The following is a 12921-nucleotide window of genomic DNA, read 5'->3' as shown; positions in this document are numbered from 1 at the left end:
GGGTGTAGGGGGTCACCGACCGAGGAGGTTGTCATGAGTGAGGTCATCGCACGGCTGGCCATGTCGCTCGACGGATACGTCGCCGGCCCGGACTCGGGGCGCGAGCACCCGCTCGGCATCGGCGGGGAACGGCTGCACGAGTGGGTGTACGGGCTGCGCACGTTCCGCCGGATGCAGGGAATGGAGGGCGGGGCGGGCGGCCCCGACGACGAGCTGATCGCGGAGTGGACCGAGCGGCCGGGCGCCGTGGTCATGGGCCACGGCATGTACATCACCGGCGAGGTCCCGTGGGGCGAGGAGCCGCCCTTCCACATGCCGGTGTACGTCGTCACCCACCACCCGCGCGAGTCGCTGGTGAAGGAGGGCGGCACCACGTTCCACTTCGTCACCCAAGGGCCCTGGCGTGCGCTGGAGCTGGCGCGCGGGGCGGCCGGATCCAAGGACGTCTCGCTGGCGGGCGGCGCGGACCTGGTGCAGCAGTTCATCCGGGCCGGATGGCTGGACGAGCTGCTGCTGCACGTCGTGCCGGTGCTGGCGTGCGGCGGGCGGCGGCTCTTCGACAACCTCGGGGACGAGCACGTCGAGTGGCGCAAGACTCAGGTGCTGGACTCGACGGAGGTCACGCATATCCGGTTGCGCGCCCCGCACACCGCCTCCCGGGAATGAGCGCCACGGCCTGGACGATCGCTCCGGAACGTTCGGCTCCCCCGTCGCCGCCGCACGCCGGCGGGCGTACTGCCCGCCGAGCCGCAGGGGCGCGCGCGAGGGGTCAGCGACCGCCGGTGTCTGCTGCACGAGGGGCGCCTGGGATGCGCGGCGAGGGCCCGGGAGATCGGTGCCGCACCTGCGCCGAACCGCCCCGCCCCGCGGGCAGTTGCTGGTGGCACGGTACGACGGTGAGCCGGCCGGCGGCGTGGGCCCGCACAACGACGGCCCGTACGCCGAGCACTTGTTCGGCAACGACCTCGGCATCGGCCTCAGCCGAGCCGCGCCGACCCGTCGTGCGGCTGCTCCCGGTCCGAGCCGCACAGCTCGTCGTTGAGTTCCTTCACCAGCTGGGTCAGGTCGGTCGGCCGGTCCGGCCCCCACCAGTCGCCGAGGAGTTCGGCCAGGGACTCCTCACGGGCCCGGGACAGCCGTTCGGCGACCTCGCGGCCCTCGTCGGTGAGGACGAGGTCCAGGCCCTGCCGCTCGGCCAGGTGCCGCTCCTCGACCTGGCGGGCGGCTCCGATGACGACACCCAGCGGGATGGAGACCCGCTCGGCGAGCACGGCCGGCTCCGCCCAGCCGTACTTCTTGATCCGCAGCAGCAGCCAGCTCGCCGCGGGCAACAGGTCGTAGCCCGCCCGTGCGGTGATCTTCCGGTAGACCTCGCGGCGGCCCTCGCGGGTGCCGAACACGGACAGCGCGCGGCACACCTCGTCGTACGACGAGCGCTCGACCGGGTTGCTGGCCAGGGTCTCGGTGAGGTCGGGTGCCGTGACGGAGCCGCGCAGCCTGTCCTCCTTCAGGAACCAGGCCAGCACGAAGCCGAGAAGGGCGACGGGGACGGCGTACAGGAAGACGTCGGTGATGGCCGAGGCGTACGCGTTCAGGGCAGCCGGGCGCAGGGCGGGCGGCAGTTCGGCGATGCCGCGCGGGTCGGACTCCAGCGCGTCCGCCGAGATTCCGGCCGGGAGTTCGGCGCCGCGGAAGGCGTCCGTCAGCTTGTCGCCGAGGCGGCCGGCGAAGATGGTGCCGAAGACGGCGACGCCGAACGAGGCCCCGATGGACCGGAAGAAGGTCGCGCCCGAGGTGGCGACGCCGAGATCCTCGTACGAGACGGCGTTCTGCACGATGAGGACGAGAACCTGCATGACCAGGCCGAGGCCGAGGCCGAAGACGAAGAAGCAGGCGCTCATCCCTGCGGTGGAGCTGTGTGCGTCGAGCCTGTGCAGCAGGAGCAGGCCGAGCGTGGTGACACCGGTGCCCGCGACCGGGAACACCTTCCACCGGCCGGTACGGCTGACGATCTGTCCGGACGCGGTCGACGCCAGCAGCATGCCGACCACCATCGGCAGCATGTGCACACCGGACATGGTCGGCGTGACGTTCTGCACGACCTGGAGGAAGGTCGGCAGATAGGTCATCGCGCCGAACATGGCGAAGCCGACGACGAAGCTGATGACGGCGGAGAGGGTGAAGGTGCGGATCCGGAAGAGTCTGAGGGGGAGGACGGGCTCGGCCGCCTTCCGCTCGACTGCCACGAAGACGACCGCCAGGACGGCCCCCAGCACCGCCAGCACGACGATCTGCGGTGAACCCCAGTCCCAGGTGGTGCCGCCGAGGGAGGCCACGAGCACCAGACAGGTGGCCACCGACGCGACGAGGAACGTGCCGAGGTAGTCGATGACATGCCGCGCGGCCTTGCGCGGGATGTGCAGCGCGGTCGCGATCACGGCGAGCGCGACGACTCCGACGGGAAGGTTGACGTAGAAGACCCAGCGCCAGCTCAGATGCTCGGTGAACAGCCCGCCGAGGAGCGGTCCGAGCACACTGGTCGCGCCGAAGACGGCACCGAACAGCCCTTGGTAGCGGCCGCGTTCGCGGGGCGGGACGAGGTCGCCGACGATCGCCATCGACAGCACCATCAGCCCGCCGCCGCCGAGACCCTGGAGGGCGCGGAAGGCGATGAGCTCGGGCATGTTCTGGGCCATTCCGCACAGTGCGGAGCCGATCAGGAAGATCACGATCGCGATCTGGAACAGCTTCTTGCGCCCGTACTGGTCACCGAGCTTGCCCCACAGCGGCGTCGCCGCGGTCGACGCCAGCAGGTACGCGGTGACCACCCACGACAGGTGCTCCAGTCCGCCGAGGTCGCTGACGATGGTGGGCAGCGCGGTCGACACGATGGTCTGGTCGAGAGCCGCCAGCAGCATCCCGAGCAGCAGCGCGCCGATCGAGGCGAGGACGTTTCCGGGCACGTGCGGTTCCCGTTCGTCACGCGCATGCCCGGTCACAGCGGGCGCATCCCCTGCCATGAAGTCCTCCCTCGGGGTCTCGTTGTCTTCCATCGTGGTCGGAGTGACCGGTTATGGCCTGTCGAGTCCTGCGGAAGCCTGTATTCCGGGGGCTTGTGGGAGAGGGTGTGGAGGAGATCTGCATAATCTCTGGAGGTCGTTGGGGGACGAACGAACGCGTGAGCGAGGGGAGGGATGGATGCATGAACGAGACGCAGGGGCACTTGTGCCCGGAATGCGGCGTGCCGCGGGGGGCCGACAACACCCCTTCCTGCGGATGCACGCAGCGGGCGTCCGAAGCCCTGCGCGACGCGCGTACGGCGGAGGCGGCCGCGGCGGAGGACTTCGATCCGCTGCGGATTCGGCCGTATGTGGAGCTGGAGACGACGGCCGGGAGCGGCGGGGACGGCCGGGAGAGCCGGGAGCCGGCGGTGGCGCCTTCCGAGGCCACCATGCCGTTTCGGGCCGTCGCGCCCGAGCCGGACGCGGCGGACGTGACCTCCGTGTTCCCCACCCCCCTGTCACCCCCCGAGATCCCGCCCAGCGCCACCGACCTGCGGCTGTTCGAGGCGGGCGACGACTCCGCGGTGCCGGGGTCGTCCGGCGACGGGGGGCGGCCGCGCCGCCGGGGCCGTACCGTGCTGCTCGGCACGGCCGGGGCCGTAGTCGCGGTGGTGGCGGCGGCCGGGTTCGCTAGCGGGCTGTTCTCGTACGACACCCCGTCGCGGGACGGCGCGTTGCCGGAGGACGTACGGGTGAGCGTGCCCGAGCCGTCACGGAGCACCGCATCCGCGTCCCCGCCCCCACCCGCCTCGTCCGCCGCACCGGCGTCCGCGTCGCCGTCCGCTTCGGCCAGTACGAGCCCGTCGCCGTCCTCCGCGTCGCCCTCGGCGTCGAGCGCCTCGCCGAGCCCGTCCCGGTCGGCCTCTCCGTCGCGGACCGCGCCGACGGCCACCGCCACGGGCCCCGGCCCCGTGGAGGAGTCCGGCGGCAACGGCCGCTCCGGCGGCCCCGTCCTGCAACGCCGCGACAAGGGCCCCGAGGTCGTCGAACTCCAGCTGCGCCTGCGCCAGCTGAACCTGTACACCGGCGACGCCAGCGGCAACTACAACGAGCAGGTCGAGGACGCCGTCACCACCTACCAGTTGGCCCGCGGCATCCAGAGCGACGAACTCGGCGTGTACGGGCAGGCGACGCGGGCGCGGCTGGAGTCGGAGACGACGGAACCGTGACGCCGCGCGAGCAGTGGCGCCGCGCGAGCCGGGCCGGCGACGGGTCACCCGGCCTCGGTGCGGCCGTCACCGGGGGCCGCCGCCGCCGAATCCCCGCTTCGGCCTGAACGGCCTCGTCCTCAGCACCGGACGGGCTCGAATCGGCCCTCCCTCGTCCGAAAAGCACACGGCACCCGCGCTTACCCCGCGTACAGCCGTATCTCCCCGTCCCCAGCACTCTCCACCCGCACCTCCGTCAGGTCCCGCACCACCACATCCGGCTCATGGAGGCCGGCCCGCGGACCGACCCCCACGACCCGCATCCCCGCGGCGCGCCCGGCCGCGATGCCGGCCGCCGAGTCCTCGAAGACGACGCAGTCGGCGGGGGCGACGCCCAGTTCCGCGGCGCCCTTGAGGAAGCCCTCGGGGTCGGGCTTACTGGCTCCGACGGACTCGGCGGTGACGCGGACGTCGGGAAGGCCGAGGCCGGCGGCCGCCATCCGGGCGGTGGACAGCGCGACGTCGGCGGAGGTCACGAGGGCGTGCGGCAGCCCGCGCAGGGCGGCGAGGAACTCCGGTGCGCCGGGGACCGCGACGACGCCGTCCAGGTCGGCGGTCTCCTCGGCGAGCATGCGCGCGTTGTCGGCGTGGTTGTGTTCCATGGGCCGGTCCGGCAGCAGCAGCGCCATCGACGCGTACCCCTGCCGTCCGTGGACGACCTTCATGACCTCGTCCGCGTCCAGCGCGTGCCGCTCGGCCCAGCGCCGCCAGCAGCGTTCGACGACGGCGTCGGAGTTGACGAGCGTTCCGTCCATGTCCAGCAGAAGGGCGCGGGCGGTGAGCACGGTGGGCACGGTGGTGGCCGTCATCGGCAGCTCCAGGACGCTGGGTGGGGGCGCCGGGGTGTGGGTGCGGCCCCCGAGGGGACAAGGTGGTCCCGCCCGCCGGTCAGGGAAAACGGGCGGGAACCACTTTGTTTCCCCACGATACAAAATGCGGCGGGGTTCCCGCTACCTCCTCCGGCGACTGTTCACTCACCGTTCAGCTCGCCCGGCCGCATCACGACGGCTGTCCGGCCACCGCCTCCCACAGGCTCCACCCCCCGAGCCCCAGCATCAGCAGCGCCGCGATCTGCGTGATGAGCCGCAACGGGACCCGCTTCATCAGCGCCTTTCCGCCGACGATGCCGAGCCCGGCCACCGCCCACAGCGCGAGCACCGCCCCGAGGCCGACCGAGAGCGGGTCGTCGTAGCGGGCCGCGAGGTTCGCCGTCATGATCTGGGTGAGATCGCCGAACTCGGCGATCAGGATGAGCATGAATCCGGCCCCGGCCACCTTCCAGAAGGACTGGTTCCCGGGGCCCCGGATCTCCTCCTCGCCCTCGTCCTTCTTCATGAGCAGCATCGCGGCACCGCCCAGGAACAGCACACCGGTGAGCGCGTGCACGATCTGCCGCGGCAGCAGCGTGAGCACGCTTCCGGCCGCCACGGCCAGCGCCACGTGCAGCGCGAAGGCGGCGGCGACACCGGCGAAGACGTACGAGGCGCGGTAGCGGGTGCCGAGGACGAGGCCCGCGAGCGCGGTCTTGTCCGGCAGTTCGGCGAGGAAGACGACGCCGAAGACGAGCGCCGTCACGGTCGGGCTGATCAAGGTGCCTCAATCGGTCGGGGCTGCCCCACCGAGAGTGGGTCGCACTTCGCGCGAAGACCTTCTCGGCACGGCAGCACACATGTCACCGGTGCCGCGTGGCACGGGCGTGCACTGCTTGCCGAAGGTCTCGCCGGCGGATCCACGTGAACGATCCGCCTCCGGGCGCCGGCCCAGACGAGCTGAGCAGTATGTCGACGGTCCGGCGAAGAGCTACTCCCCTTCTGCGGTCTTCATGGTACGAGATCGTTTTGCGATATGACTTGTCATGTCATGTGCACGTCATTAGCTTCTTACCGACCGCACACCTCCCCGCAATACGGCACGGCGAGCATTCCACTCGCTCGCGCTCCAACACCCCCACCCCCCAAGGGAGTTCGCATGCCGAAGTTCTACGCGCGTCGACGGCTGGCCATAGTCGCGGCCCTCACCGGCCTCATATCCTCCGTCGCCCTCCTCAACCCGCCCTCCGCCTCCGCCGCGCTCCCGACCCCGGTCAGCGCCGCCACCGCCCGCACCTACCTCGCCTCCCTCACCGTGGCGACCGAGGACCGCACCGGCTACGACCGCGACCTCTTCCCGCACTGGATCACCATCAGCGGCACCTGCAACACCCGCGAGACGGTCCTCAAGAGGGACGGCTCGAACGTCGTCACCGACTCCGCCTGCGCCTCCACCAGCGGCAGCTGGTACTCGCCGTACGACGGCGCGACCTGGACCGCCGCCTCCGACCTCGACATCGACCACCTGGTCCCGCTCGCCGAGGCCTGGGACTCCGGCGCCGGCAGCTGGACCACCTCCCGGCGCCAGGCCCTCGCCAACGACCTGACCCGCCCGCAGCTCATCGCCGTCACCGACAACGTGAACCAGGCCAAGGGCGACCAGGACCCGGCCACCTGGATGCCGTCGCGGACCGCGTACCGCTGCACCTACGTCCGCGCCTGGGTCCAGGTGAAGTACTACTACGACCTCTCGGTCGACTCCGCCGAGAAGAGCGCGCTCACGAACTACCTCTCCGCCTGCTGATCCGGCGGATGCCGATCCGCGGATTCTGCGCCGGGATCTCGCCACTGACCTCCGTCGTTCCGTACCGTACGGGGCGACGGAGGAGGGTGATCACATGGCGGGACTGCGCCTTGGACCACTGCTGAGGTACGCCGACGGTTCGTCCGCGACCGTCTGGGTCGAGGCGAGCCGCCCCTGTACCGCCGAAGTGCGCTGCTCCGACGGCGCCGAAGGCTCCGCCCGCACCTTCCAGGTCGCGGGCCATCACTACGCCCTGGTCCCGGTGAGCGGCCTCACGCCGGGCACGGCACGGTCGTACGAGGTGTTCCTCGACGGCACCCGCGTATGGCCGCTGCCCGACGCGCCCTTCCCGCCCTCGGTGATCCGCACCCCGGGCGAGGACGACGGCCTCCGCGTCGCCTTCGGCTCCTGCCGCTGGGCGGCGCCGCCCGCCGACGGGCACGACCGGGTCGGCCCGGACGCCCTTGACACCCTGGCGGCCCGGCTGGCGGCCGACCCGGACGGCGAACGGCCCGACGTCCTGCTGCTGCTCGGCGACCAGGTGTACGCCGACGAGACGTCCGAGGCCACCCGGCGCTGGCTGGCCGCCCGCCGCGACCTCGGCGACCCGCCGGGCAGCCAGGTCGCCGACTACGAGGAGTACACCCGCCTCTACTACGAATCGTGGCTCGACCCCGAGGTCCGCTGGCTGCTGTCCACCGTGCCCAGCTGCATGATCTTCGACGACCACGACGTCATCGACGACTGGAACACCTCCGCCGCCTGGCTCGCCGACATGCGCGCCACCCCGTGGTGGCAGGAGCGGATCCTGAGCGGCCTGATGTCGTACTGGGTGCACCAGCACCTCGGCAACCTTCCCCCCGCCGAACTCGCCGCCGACCCGCTGTACTCGGCCGTCCGCGAGACCCCGGACGGCACCGACGCCGTGCGCGCCTTCGCCTGCGGGGCCGACGCCGACCCGGCCTCGGTGCGCTGGAGTTACCGGCGCGACTTCGGCCGCGTACGCCTGCTGATGGTGGACACCCGGGCGGCCCGCGTCCTCGACGAGGAGAGCCGGGCGATGCTCGCCCCGGGAGAGGCGGACTGGCTGCGCGAGCAGGCACTGGACGGTCCCGGGTCCTGCGACCACCTCCTCATCGGCACCTCCCTGCCCTGGCTGCTGCCGCACCTGGTGCACGACGCCGAGGCGTGGAACGCGGCCGTGTGCCGGGGCGAGAAGGGCGCGCGCTGGGCACGGTTCGGAGAGGATCTGCGGCGCAAGGCCGACCTGGAGCACTGGGCGGCGTTCCCGGCGTCCTTCACCGCGCTCGCGGAGCTGATCGCCGAGGCCGGTTCGGGGCCCGGCGCGCCCGCGACGGTGTGCGTGCTCTCGGGAGACGTCCATCACGCGTACGTCGCCGAGCCGGAGTGGCCGGCCGGGCCGCCGGACGCCCGCGTCGTGCAGTTGACCTGTTCCCCCGTCCACAACTCCATCCCCCTGTCGATACGGCTCGGCTTCCGCTTCGGCTGGAGCGCGGTGGCCCGCGCCCTCGGCCGGTGCTTCGCCCGGCACGCGCGAAGTCCACGGCCGGCGGTGAACTGGCGCAAGACAGGCGGTCCTTGGTTCGGCAACCAGCTCATGACGCTGACGCTGAGCGGCCGTTCGGCCCGCGTGCGGCTCGAACAGGCGCGGGCGGTCGACGGCGGGCGTACCCGGCTCCGGACCGTGACGGAGTCCGAACTCGCCCCGTAATCCGCCCGTTGCGTCCGCTTGCTGCGGCCGTGGCCGGGATGCTTGTGACGCATCCCACACCAGGGCCACACGGGGCTCTGCCCGCCGCCTTCCCGACGGCATGATGAGGCGGACCGTCCGCTTCCGGCGGATGGTCCGCCGCCACGCGCCCCCACGCCCGGGAGTCCCCGTCTTGTCTGTCCAGTCTGTCCAGTCTGTCCAGTCTGTCCCGTCTGCCTTGCCTGTAGAGCCTGTAGAGCGTGTAGAGCCTGTACCGACAACGGACCACGTACCCGTCTCCGTCGCCCTGGTCGGGGCCGGGCCGCGCGGCACCAGCGTTCTGGAGCGCCTGTGCGCCTCCGCACCCGAACTCCTCCCACCGGGGGCGCGGCTGACGGTCCACGTCGTCGACCCGGCGCCGCCCGGCCCCGGCCGCGTCTGGCGCACCTCGCAGCCGGCCGAGCTGCTGATGAACACCGTGGCCTGCCAGGTGACCCTGTTCACCGACGACAGCGTGGACTGCTCGGGCCCCGTCCGGCCGGGTCCGAGCCTGCACGAGTGGGCGGACGGCGAGCTGAGTCCGGACGACTACCCGACCCGCGCCCACTACGGCCGGTATCTGGAGTGGATGTTCGCGAAGACGGTGCGGGAGGCGCCGCACGGGGTGCGGGTCGAAACGCACACGGCACGCGCGGTCCGGCTCGACGACGCCCCCGACGGCCGCCAGGCCCTCACCCTCGACGACGGCCGCACCCTGTCCGGGCTGGCGGCCGTCGTCCTCGCGCAGGGCCATCTGCCGGTGGCCGCGGACACGGCACAGCGGGGGCCGGCCGCGTACGCGGAACGCCACGGCCTGCGCCACGTCCCGCCCGCCAACCCGGCCGACGTCGACCTGTCCGGCGTCACGCCGGACGAACCGGTCCTGCTGCGCGGTCTGGGCCTCAACTTCTTCGACCACACGGCCCTGCTGACGACCGGCCGCGGCGGCCGCTTCGCCCGCGCGGAGAACGGGCGGCTGCGCTACACGCCCTCCGGCCGCGAGCCTCGCCTGTACGCCGGCTCGCGGCGCGGCGTCCCGTACCAGGCACGCGGAGACAACGCGAAGGGCTCCTACGGCCGTCACCTCCCGCTCGTCCTCACCGGCGAGACCATCGCCCGCTTCCGCAAGCGCGCCGACTCCGGCGAGGCACCCGACTTCCTCACGGAGATATGGCCGCTGGTGGCGAAGGAGGTGGAGACGGTCTACTACGAAGCCCTTCTGGGGGCCGGCGGGTTCGGAGTGCCGGGGTTCGGGACCCGGCAGTTCGCGGACCCGGAGTCCGGGGTCGCGGAGTCCGGGGTCGCGGAGTCCGGGGTCGCGGAGTCCGGGGTCGCGGAGTTCAGGGACCGTTTCCTGGCCGCCCCTCACCGCAGCACCCAAGTGGCCGCCGTGCTCGACGAGTTCGGAGTGGCTCAGGCCGACCGCTGGTCGTGGGACCGGATCTCCCGGCCGTACGCGGGCCACGCCTTCCCCGACCCGGACGCCTGGCGGGACTGGCTGCTCGGGCACCTCCGCGAGGACGCGGCGCAGGCGGCCCTCGGCAATGTCGCCGGTCCGCTGAAGGCGGCCCTCGACGTGCTGCGGGACCTGCGCAACGAACTGCGTCAGATCGTCGACCACTGCGGGCTCGCGGGCCGGTCCCGGCGGGACCACCTTGACCGCTGGTACACCCCGCTCAACGCCTTCCTGTCCATCGGCCCGCCCCGGCGGCGGATCGAGGAGCTGGCCGCGCTGGTGGAGGCGGGTGTGGTGGAGGTGCTCGGACCGCGGCTTGAGGTGCGGGAGGAGGGCGGGGCCTGGCTGGCGCGCTCCCCGGAGGTGCCCGGTTCGGCGGTCCGGGTGACGACGCTCGTGGAGGCGCGCCTGCCGGAACCGGATCTGCGCCGCACCGCCGACGGCCTCCTCGCCCGCCTGCTCGAGACCGGTCAGTGCCGCCCCCACACCGTCGACGGTTACGAAACCGGAGGGCTGGACGTGACGCGGCGGCCGTACCGCCTGATGGACCGTCAAGGGCACGCGCATCCACGGCGGTTCGCGTTCGGGGTGCCCACGGAGGGTGTGCACTGGGTGACCGCGGCGGGAGCGCGACCAGGGGTGGATTCGGTCATGCTCGCGGACGCCGACTCGGTGGCGAGAGCCGTTCTACGTGCGGCTGCGGGCGGGACGGAACCGCAAACCGAGGCGAACCCGTGGCCGAATCGCGGCTCACGCGGCGGCGGGCGCCGTTCACATTGCGGGGCAGCCCCATTGCCCGTCGAGTGAACACTCTCTGCCGAACACATGAGCCCCCCGCTAACCTTCTGTCACACCTCCCGCGTACGCTGTGTGGCTCACGGGGGAAACACGGGGAGTGTTGAGGGTGCTCGAGAGTCTCGAGAGCGTGGGGTCACTGACCGGCAGCCCATGGATCTACGCCATGGTCGCACTGTCGGTCCTGCTGGACGTCTTCCTGCCGGTACTGCCGAGCGGCGTGCTCGTCATCACCGCCGCCACGGCGGCGGCCGCGGGTTCGGGCGCGGCGACCGGCCAGGTTCCGCACCAGGTCCCCGACATCCTGGTCCTGATCTTCTGCGCCGCCACCGCGTCCGTCCTGGGCGACCTGGTGGCCTACCGGCTGGCCTGGCGCGGCGGCGAACGCCTGGACCGGGCGATAGCCCGCTCCCGCCGTCTGACCACCGCGCAGGAACGTCTCGGCGGGGCGCTGTCCCAGGGAGGCGGCGCCCTGGTCGTCCTCGCCCGCTTCGCCCCGGCCGGCCGCTCGGTCGTCTCCCTGGTCGCCGGCGCCGCCCACCGCCGCGTCCGCGAGTTCCTCCCCTGGTCCGCTCTCGCCGGCATCGCCTGGGCCGCGTACAGCGTCGCCCTCGGCTACTTCGGCGCACACTGGCTCGGCGCGACCTGGCTGGCCACGGGCGTGTCCCTGGTGGCCCTGTTCGGCGCGGGAGCGGGTGCGGCGTACGTGATGCGGCGACAGCCGGCGTAACGGCTGCGCCCGAATCAGCCGGGCGGATCCGGCCCCGCCCGCTATCCGGCCCGCCGAGCCGCCTGCCCCCGCACCTCCAGCCCCGCCAGCAGGTCAGCGGTGGCCTCTGCGATCACATCCACCGCACGGTCGAAGACCTCCCGGTTGTGCGCGGCAGGCGCCCGGAACCCGGAGACCTTCCGCACGTACTGCAGCGCAGCGGCCCTGATCTCCGCCTCCGTCGCCTCCTCGGGCAACACGGGCGGACGAAGTGTCTTGATGCTTCTGCACATGCCTCCAGTCTCACACCCCGCCTTGCGATGATCTATCCCGAGGCGGCCACCGACCCGGGGCCGACCGACGAAGGGAACCAACCCATGACCTCGAACGACACCCTCACGGTGGCGATACTGGGGCCCGGCGGCACGGGCGGCCTGCTCGCCGCCCTCCTCTCCCGGGCAGGCCACCGGGTGATCTGCCTGGCCGGGGAGGAGACGGCACACACACTGCGTACGTCCGGAATCCGCGTCCGCAGCGGGCAGTTCGGCGACTTCACGGCCCGCGTCGAGGCCGGCACCGAGCTGCGCGAACCGGTCGACGCCTGCCTGGTCACGGTCAAGCAGACGTCTCTCGACGCCGCCCTGGACCGCGTCCCGCCGTCTGCGCTGGGCGACGGCCTGGTCGTAACGCTCCTGAACGGCGTCGAGCACCCGGCGGCCCTGCGCGCCCGCTACCGCCCCGACCGGGTGGCCCCGGCCGTCATCCGCGTCGAGTCGACTCGCGTGGCTCCGGGGATGATCGAACACGGCAGCCCCTTCGCCGAGGTCGACCTGACGGCCGACGCGGCCCCCCGCGAGCGTCTCGACGCCCTGGCACAGGCTCTGACGGCCGCCGGCCCCGCCACCCGGGTGCTGACGGACGAGACCGCCGCCCTGTGGGCGAAGATGTCCTTCCTGGCACCCTTCGCGCTGCTGACCACCCGTCACGGGCTCCCGCTGGGCGACGTACGGACGCTTCACCGCGAGGAGTTGGCGGCCCTGGTGGCGGAGACGGCCGCGGTGAGCTCCGCGTGCGGCGCCCCCGCCGACCCGGCCCGGGCACTCGCCCGCTACGACGCGTTCCCGCCCCACACCAAGTCCTCGATGCAGCGCGACGCCGAGGCGGGCCGTCCCCTCGAACTCGACGCGATCGGCGGCGCGTTGCTGCGCGCGGCCGACAGGTACGGCATAGCCGTACCGGTTACGGCGCGCCTGGTACGGGAGTTGAGGGCAACGGCTCACTGACGACCCGACGAGAGGCGGACCCGGCCGACTCCATCAGCCGGGTCC

The 12921-nt window shown here is 72.5% G+C and carries 11 protein-coding genes; 7 read left to right on the top strand and 4 right to left on the bottom strand.

Features of this window, described 5'->3' with window-relative positions:
- Positions 1-33: 33 nt before the first annotated feature.
- Positions 34-666 (top strand): dihydrofolate reductase family protein, encoded by a 633-nt coding sequence (locus tag ACZ562_RS31935; RefSeq protein ID WP_471186280.1) that lies wholly within the window; start codon positions 34-36, stop codon positions 664-666.
- Positions 667-977: 311 nt separating this feature from the next.
- Here the strand turns inward: ACZ562_RS31935 and ACZ562_RS31930 are convergent, their stop codons facing one another.
- Positions 978-3020: a DHA2 family efflux MFS transporter permease subunit gene (locus ACZ562_RS31930; protein WP_471186277.1), complete on the bottom strand. Its 2043-nt coding sequence runs from the start codon at positions 3018-3020 to the stop codon at positions 978-980.
- A gap of 182 nt (positions 3021-3202) precedes the next feature.
- On the opposite strand from ACZ562_RS31930, the gene ACZ562_RS31925 reads away from it, so the two are divergent.
- Entirely contained in the window at positions 3203-4231 is a 1029-nt protein-coding gene (locus tag ACZ562_RS31925; protein ID WP_471186274.1) for a peptidoglycan-binding protein, read from the top strand.
- 179 nt (positions 4232-4410) lie between these two features.
- On the opposite strand, the gene ACZ562_RS31920 is transcribed toward ACZ562_RS31925, so the two are convergent.
- Both ACZ562_RS31920 and ACZ562_RS31915 read right to left on the bottom strand, forming a co-directional pair.
- Positions 4411-5079 carry an HAD-IA family hydrolase gene (locus tag ACZ562_RS31920; RefSeq protein WP_471186271.1) on the bottom strand — a complete coding sequence of 223 codons (669 nt, stop codon included), beginning with the start codon at positions 5077-5079 and terminating at the stop codon, positions 4411-4413.
- A 190-nt stretch (positions 5080-5269) separates the two neighbouring features.
- Positions 5270-5860, bottom strand: a complete 591-nt coding sequence (locus ACZ562_RS31915; protein ID WP_471186268.1) for a TMEM165/GDT1 family protein — start codon at positions 5858-5860, stop codon at positions 5270-5272.
- Between the two features lie 378 nt (positions 5861-6238).
- Here ACZ562_RS31915 and ACZ562_RS31910 point away from each other — a divergent pair, with 378 nt between their 5' ends.
- From ACZ562_RS31910 to ACZ562_RS31895, 4 genes are all read left to right on the top strand, one after another.
- Positions 6239-6883: an HNH endonuclease family protein gene (locus tag ACZ562_RS31910; RefSeq protein WP_471186265.1), complete on the top strand. Its 645-nt coding sequence runs from the start codon at positions 6239-6241 to the stop codon at positions 6881-6883.
- 94 nt (positions 6884-6977) lie between these two features.
- Positions 6978-8615 carry an alkaline phosphatase D family protein gene (locus ACZ562_RS31905; RefSeq protein ID WP_471186263.1) on the top strand — a complete coding sequence of 546 codons (1638 nt, stop codon included), beginning with the start codon at positions 6978-6980 and terminating at the stop codon, positions 8613-8615.
- Positions 8616-8832: 217 nt separating this feature from the next.
- Entirely contained in the window at positions 8833-10896 is a 2064-nt protein-coding gene (locus ACZ562_RS31900) for an FAD/NAD(P)-binding protein (RefSeq protein ID WP_471186260.1), read from the top strand.
- Positions 10897-11050: 154 nt separating this feature from the next.
- Entirely contained in the window at positions 11051-11614 is a 564-nt protein-coding gene (locus ACZ562_RS31895; RefSeq protein ID WP_471186423.1) for a DedA family protein, read from the top strand.
- A 41-nt stretch (positions 11615-11655) separates the two neighbouring features.
- On the opposite strand, the gene ACZ562_RS31890 is transcribed toward ACZ562_RS31895, so the two are convergent.
- Complete coding sequence (locus tag ACZ562_RS31890; protein WP_471186258.1) at positions 11656-11886, bottom strand: DUF2277 domain-containing protein; 231 nt, start codon at positions 11884-11886, stop codon at positions 11656-11658.
- Positions 11887-11970: 84 nt separating this feature from the next.
- On the opposite strand from ACZ562_RS31890, the gene ACZ562_RS31885 reads away from it, so the two are divergent.
- A complete protein-coding gene (locus ACZ562_RS31885) occupies positions 11971-12876 on the top strand; it encodes a ketopantoate reductase family protein (RefSeq protein ID WP_471186256.1) in 906 nt (301 codons plus the stop codon).
- Positions 12877-12921: the final 45 nt, after the last annotated feature.

Source organism: Streptomyces sp. NPDC040410 (assembly GCF_055595715.1).
The sequence above is the reverse complement of the archived record's forward strand: the minus strand, read 5'-3'. Positions and strand labels throughout refer to the sequence as shown.

Coding starts and splice junctions, on each gene's coding strand:
- ACZ562_RS31905 (WP_471186263.1), top strand. CDS start 6,978: ATGGCGGGACTGCGCCTTGGACCACTGCTGAGGTACGCCGACGGTTCG.
- ACZ562_RS31925 (WP_471186274.1), top strand. CDS start 3,203: ATGAACGAGACGCAGGGGCACTTGTGCCCGGAATGCGGCGTGCCGCGG.
- ACZ562_RS31935 (WP_471186280.1), top strand. CDS start 34: ATGAGTGAGGTCATCGCACGGCTGGCCATGTCGCTCGACGGATACGTC.
- ACZ562_RS31890 (WP_471186258.1), bottom strand. CDS start 11,886: ATGTGCAGAAGCATCAAGACACTTCGTCCGCCCGTGTTGCCCGAGGAG.
- ACZ562_RS31885 (WP_471186256.1), top strand. CDS start 11,971: ATGACCTCGAACGACACCCTCACGGTGGCGATACTGGGGCCCGGCGGC.
- ACZ562_RS31930 (WP_471186277.1), bottom strand. CDS start 3,020: ATGGCAGGGGATGCGCCCGCTGTGACCGGGCATGCGCGTGACGAACGG.
- ACZ562_RS31920 (WP_471186271.1), bottom strand. CDS start 5,079: ATGACGGCCACCACCGTGCCCACCGTGCTCACCGCCCGCGCCCTTCTG.
- ACZ562_RS31895 (WP_471186423.1), top strand. CDS start 11,051: ATGGTCGCACTGTCGGTCCTGCTGGACGTCTTCCTGCCGGTACTGCCG.
- ACZ562_RS31910 (WP_471186265.1), top strand. CDS start 6,239: ATGCCGAAGTTCTACGCGCGTCGACGGCTGGCCATAGTCGCGGCCCTC.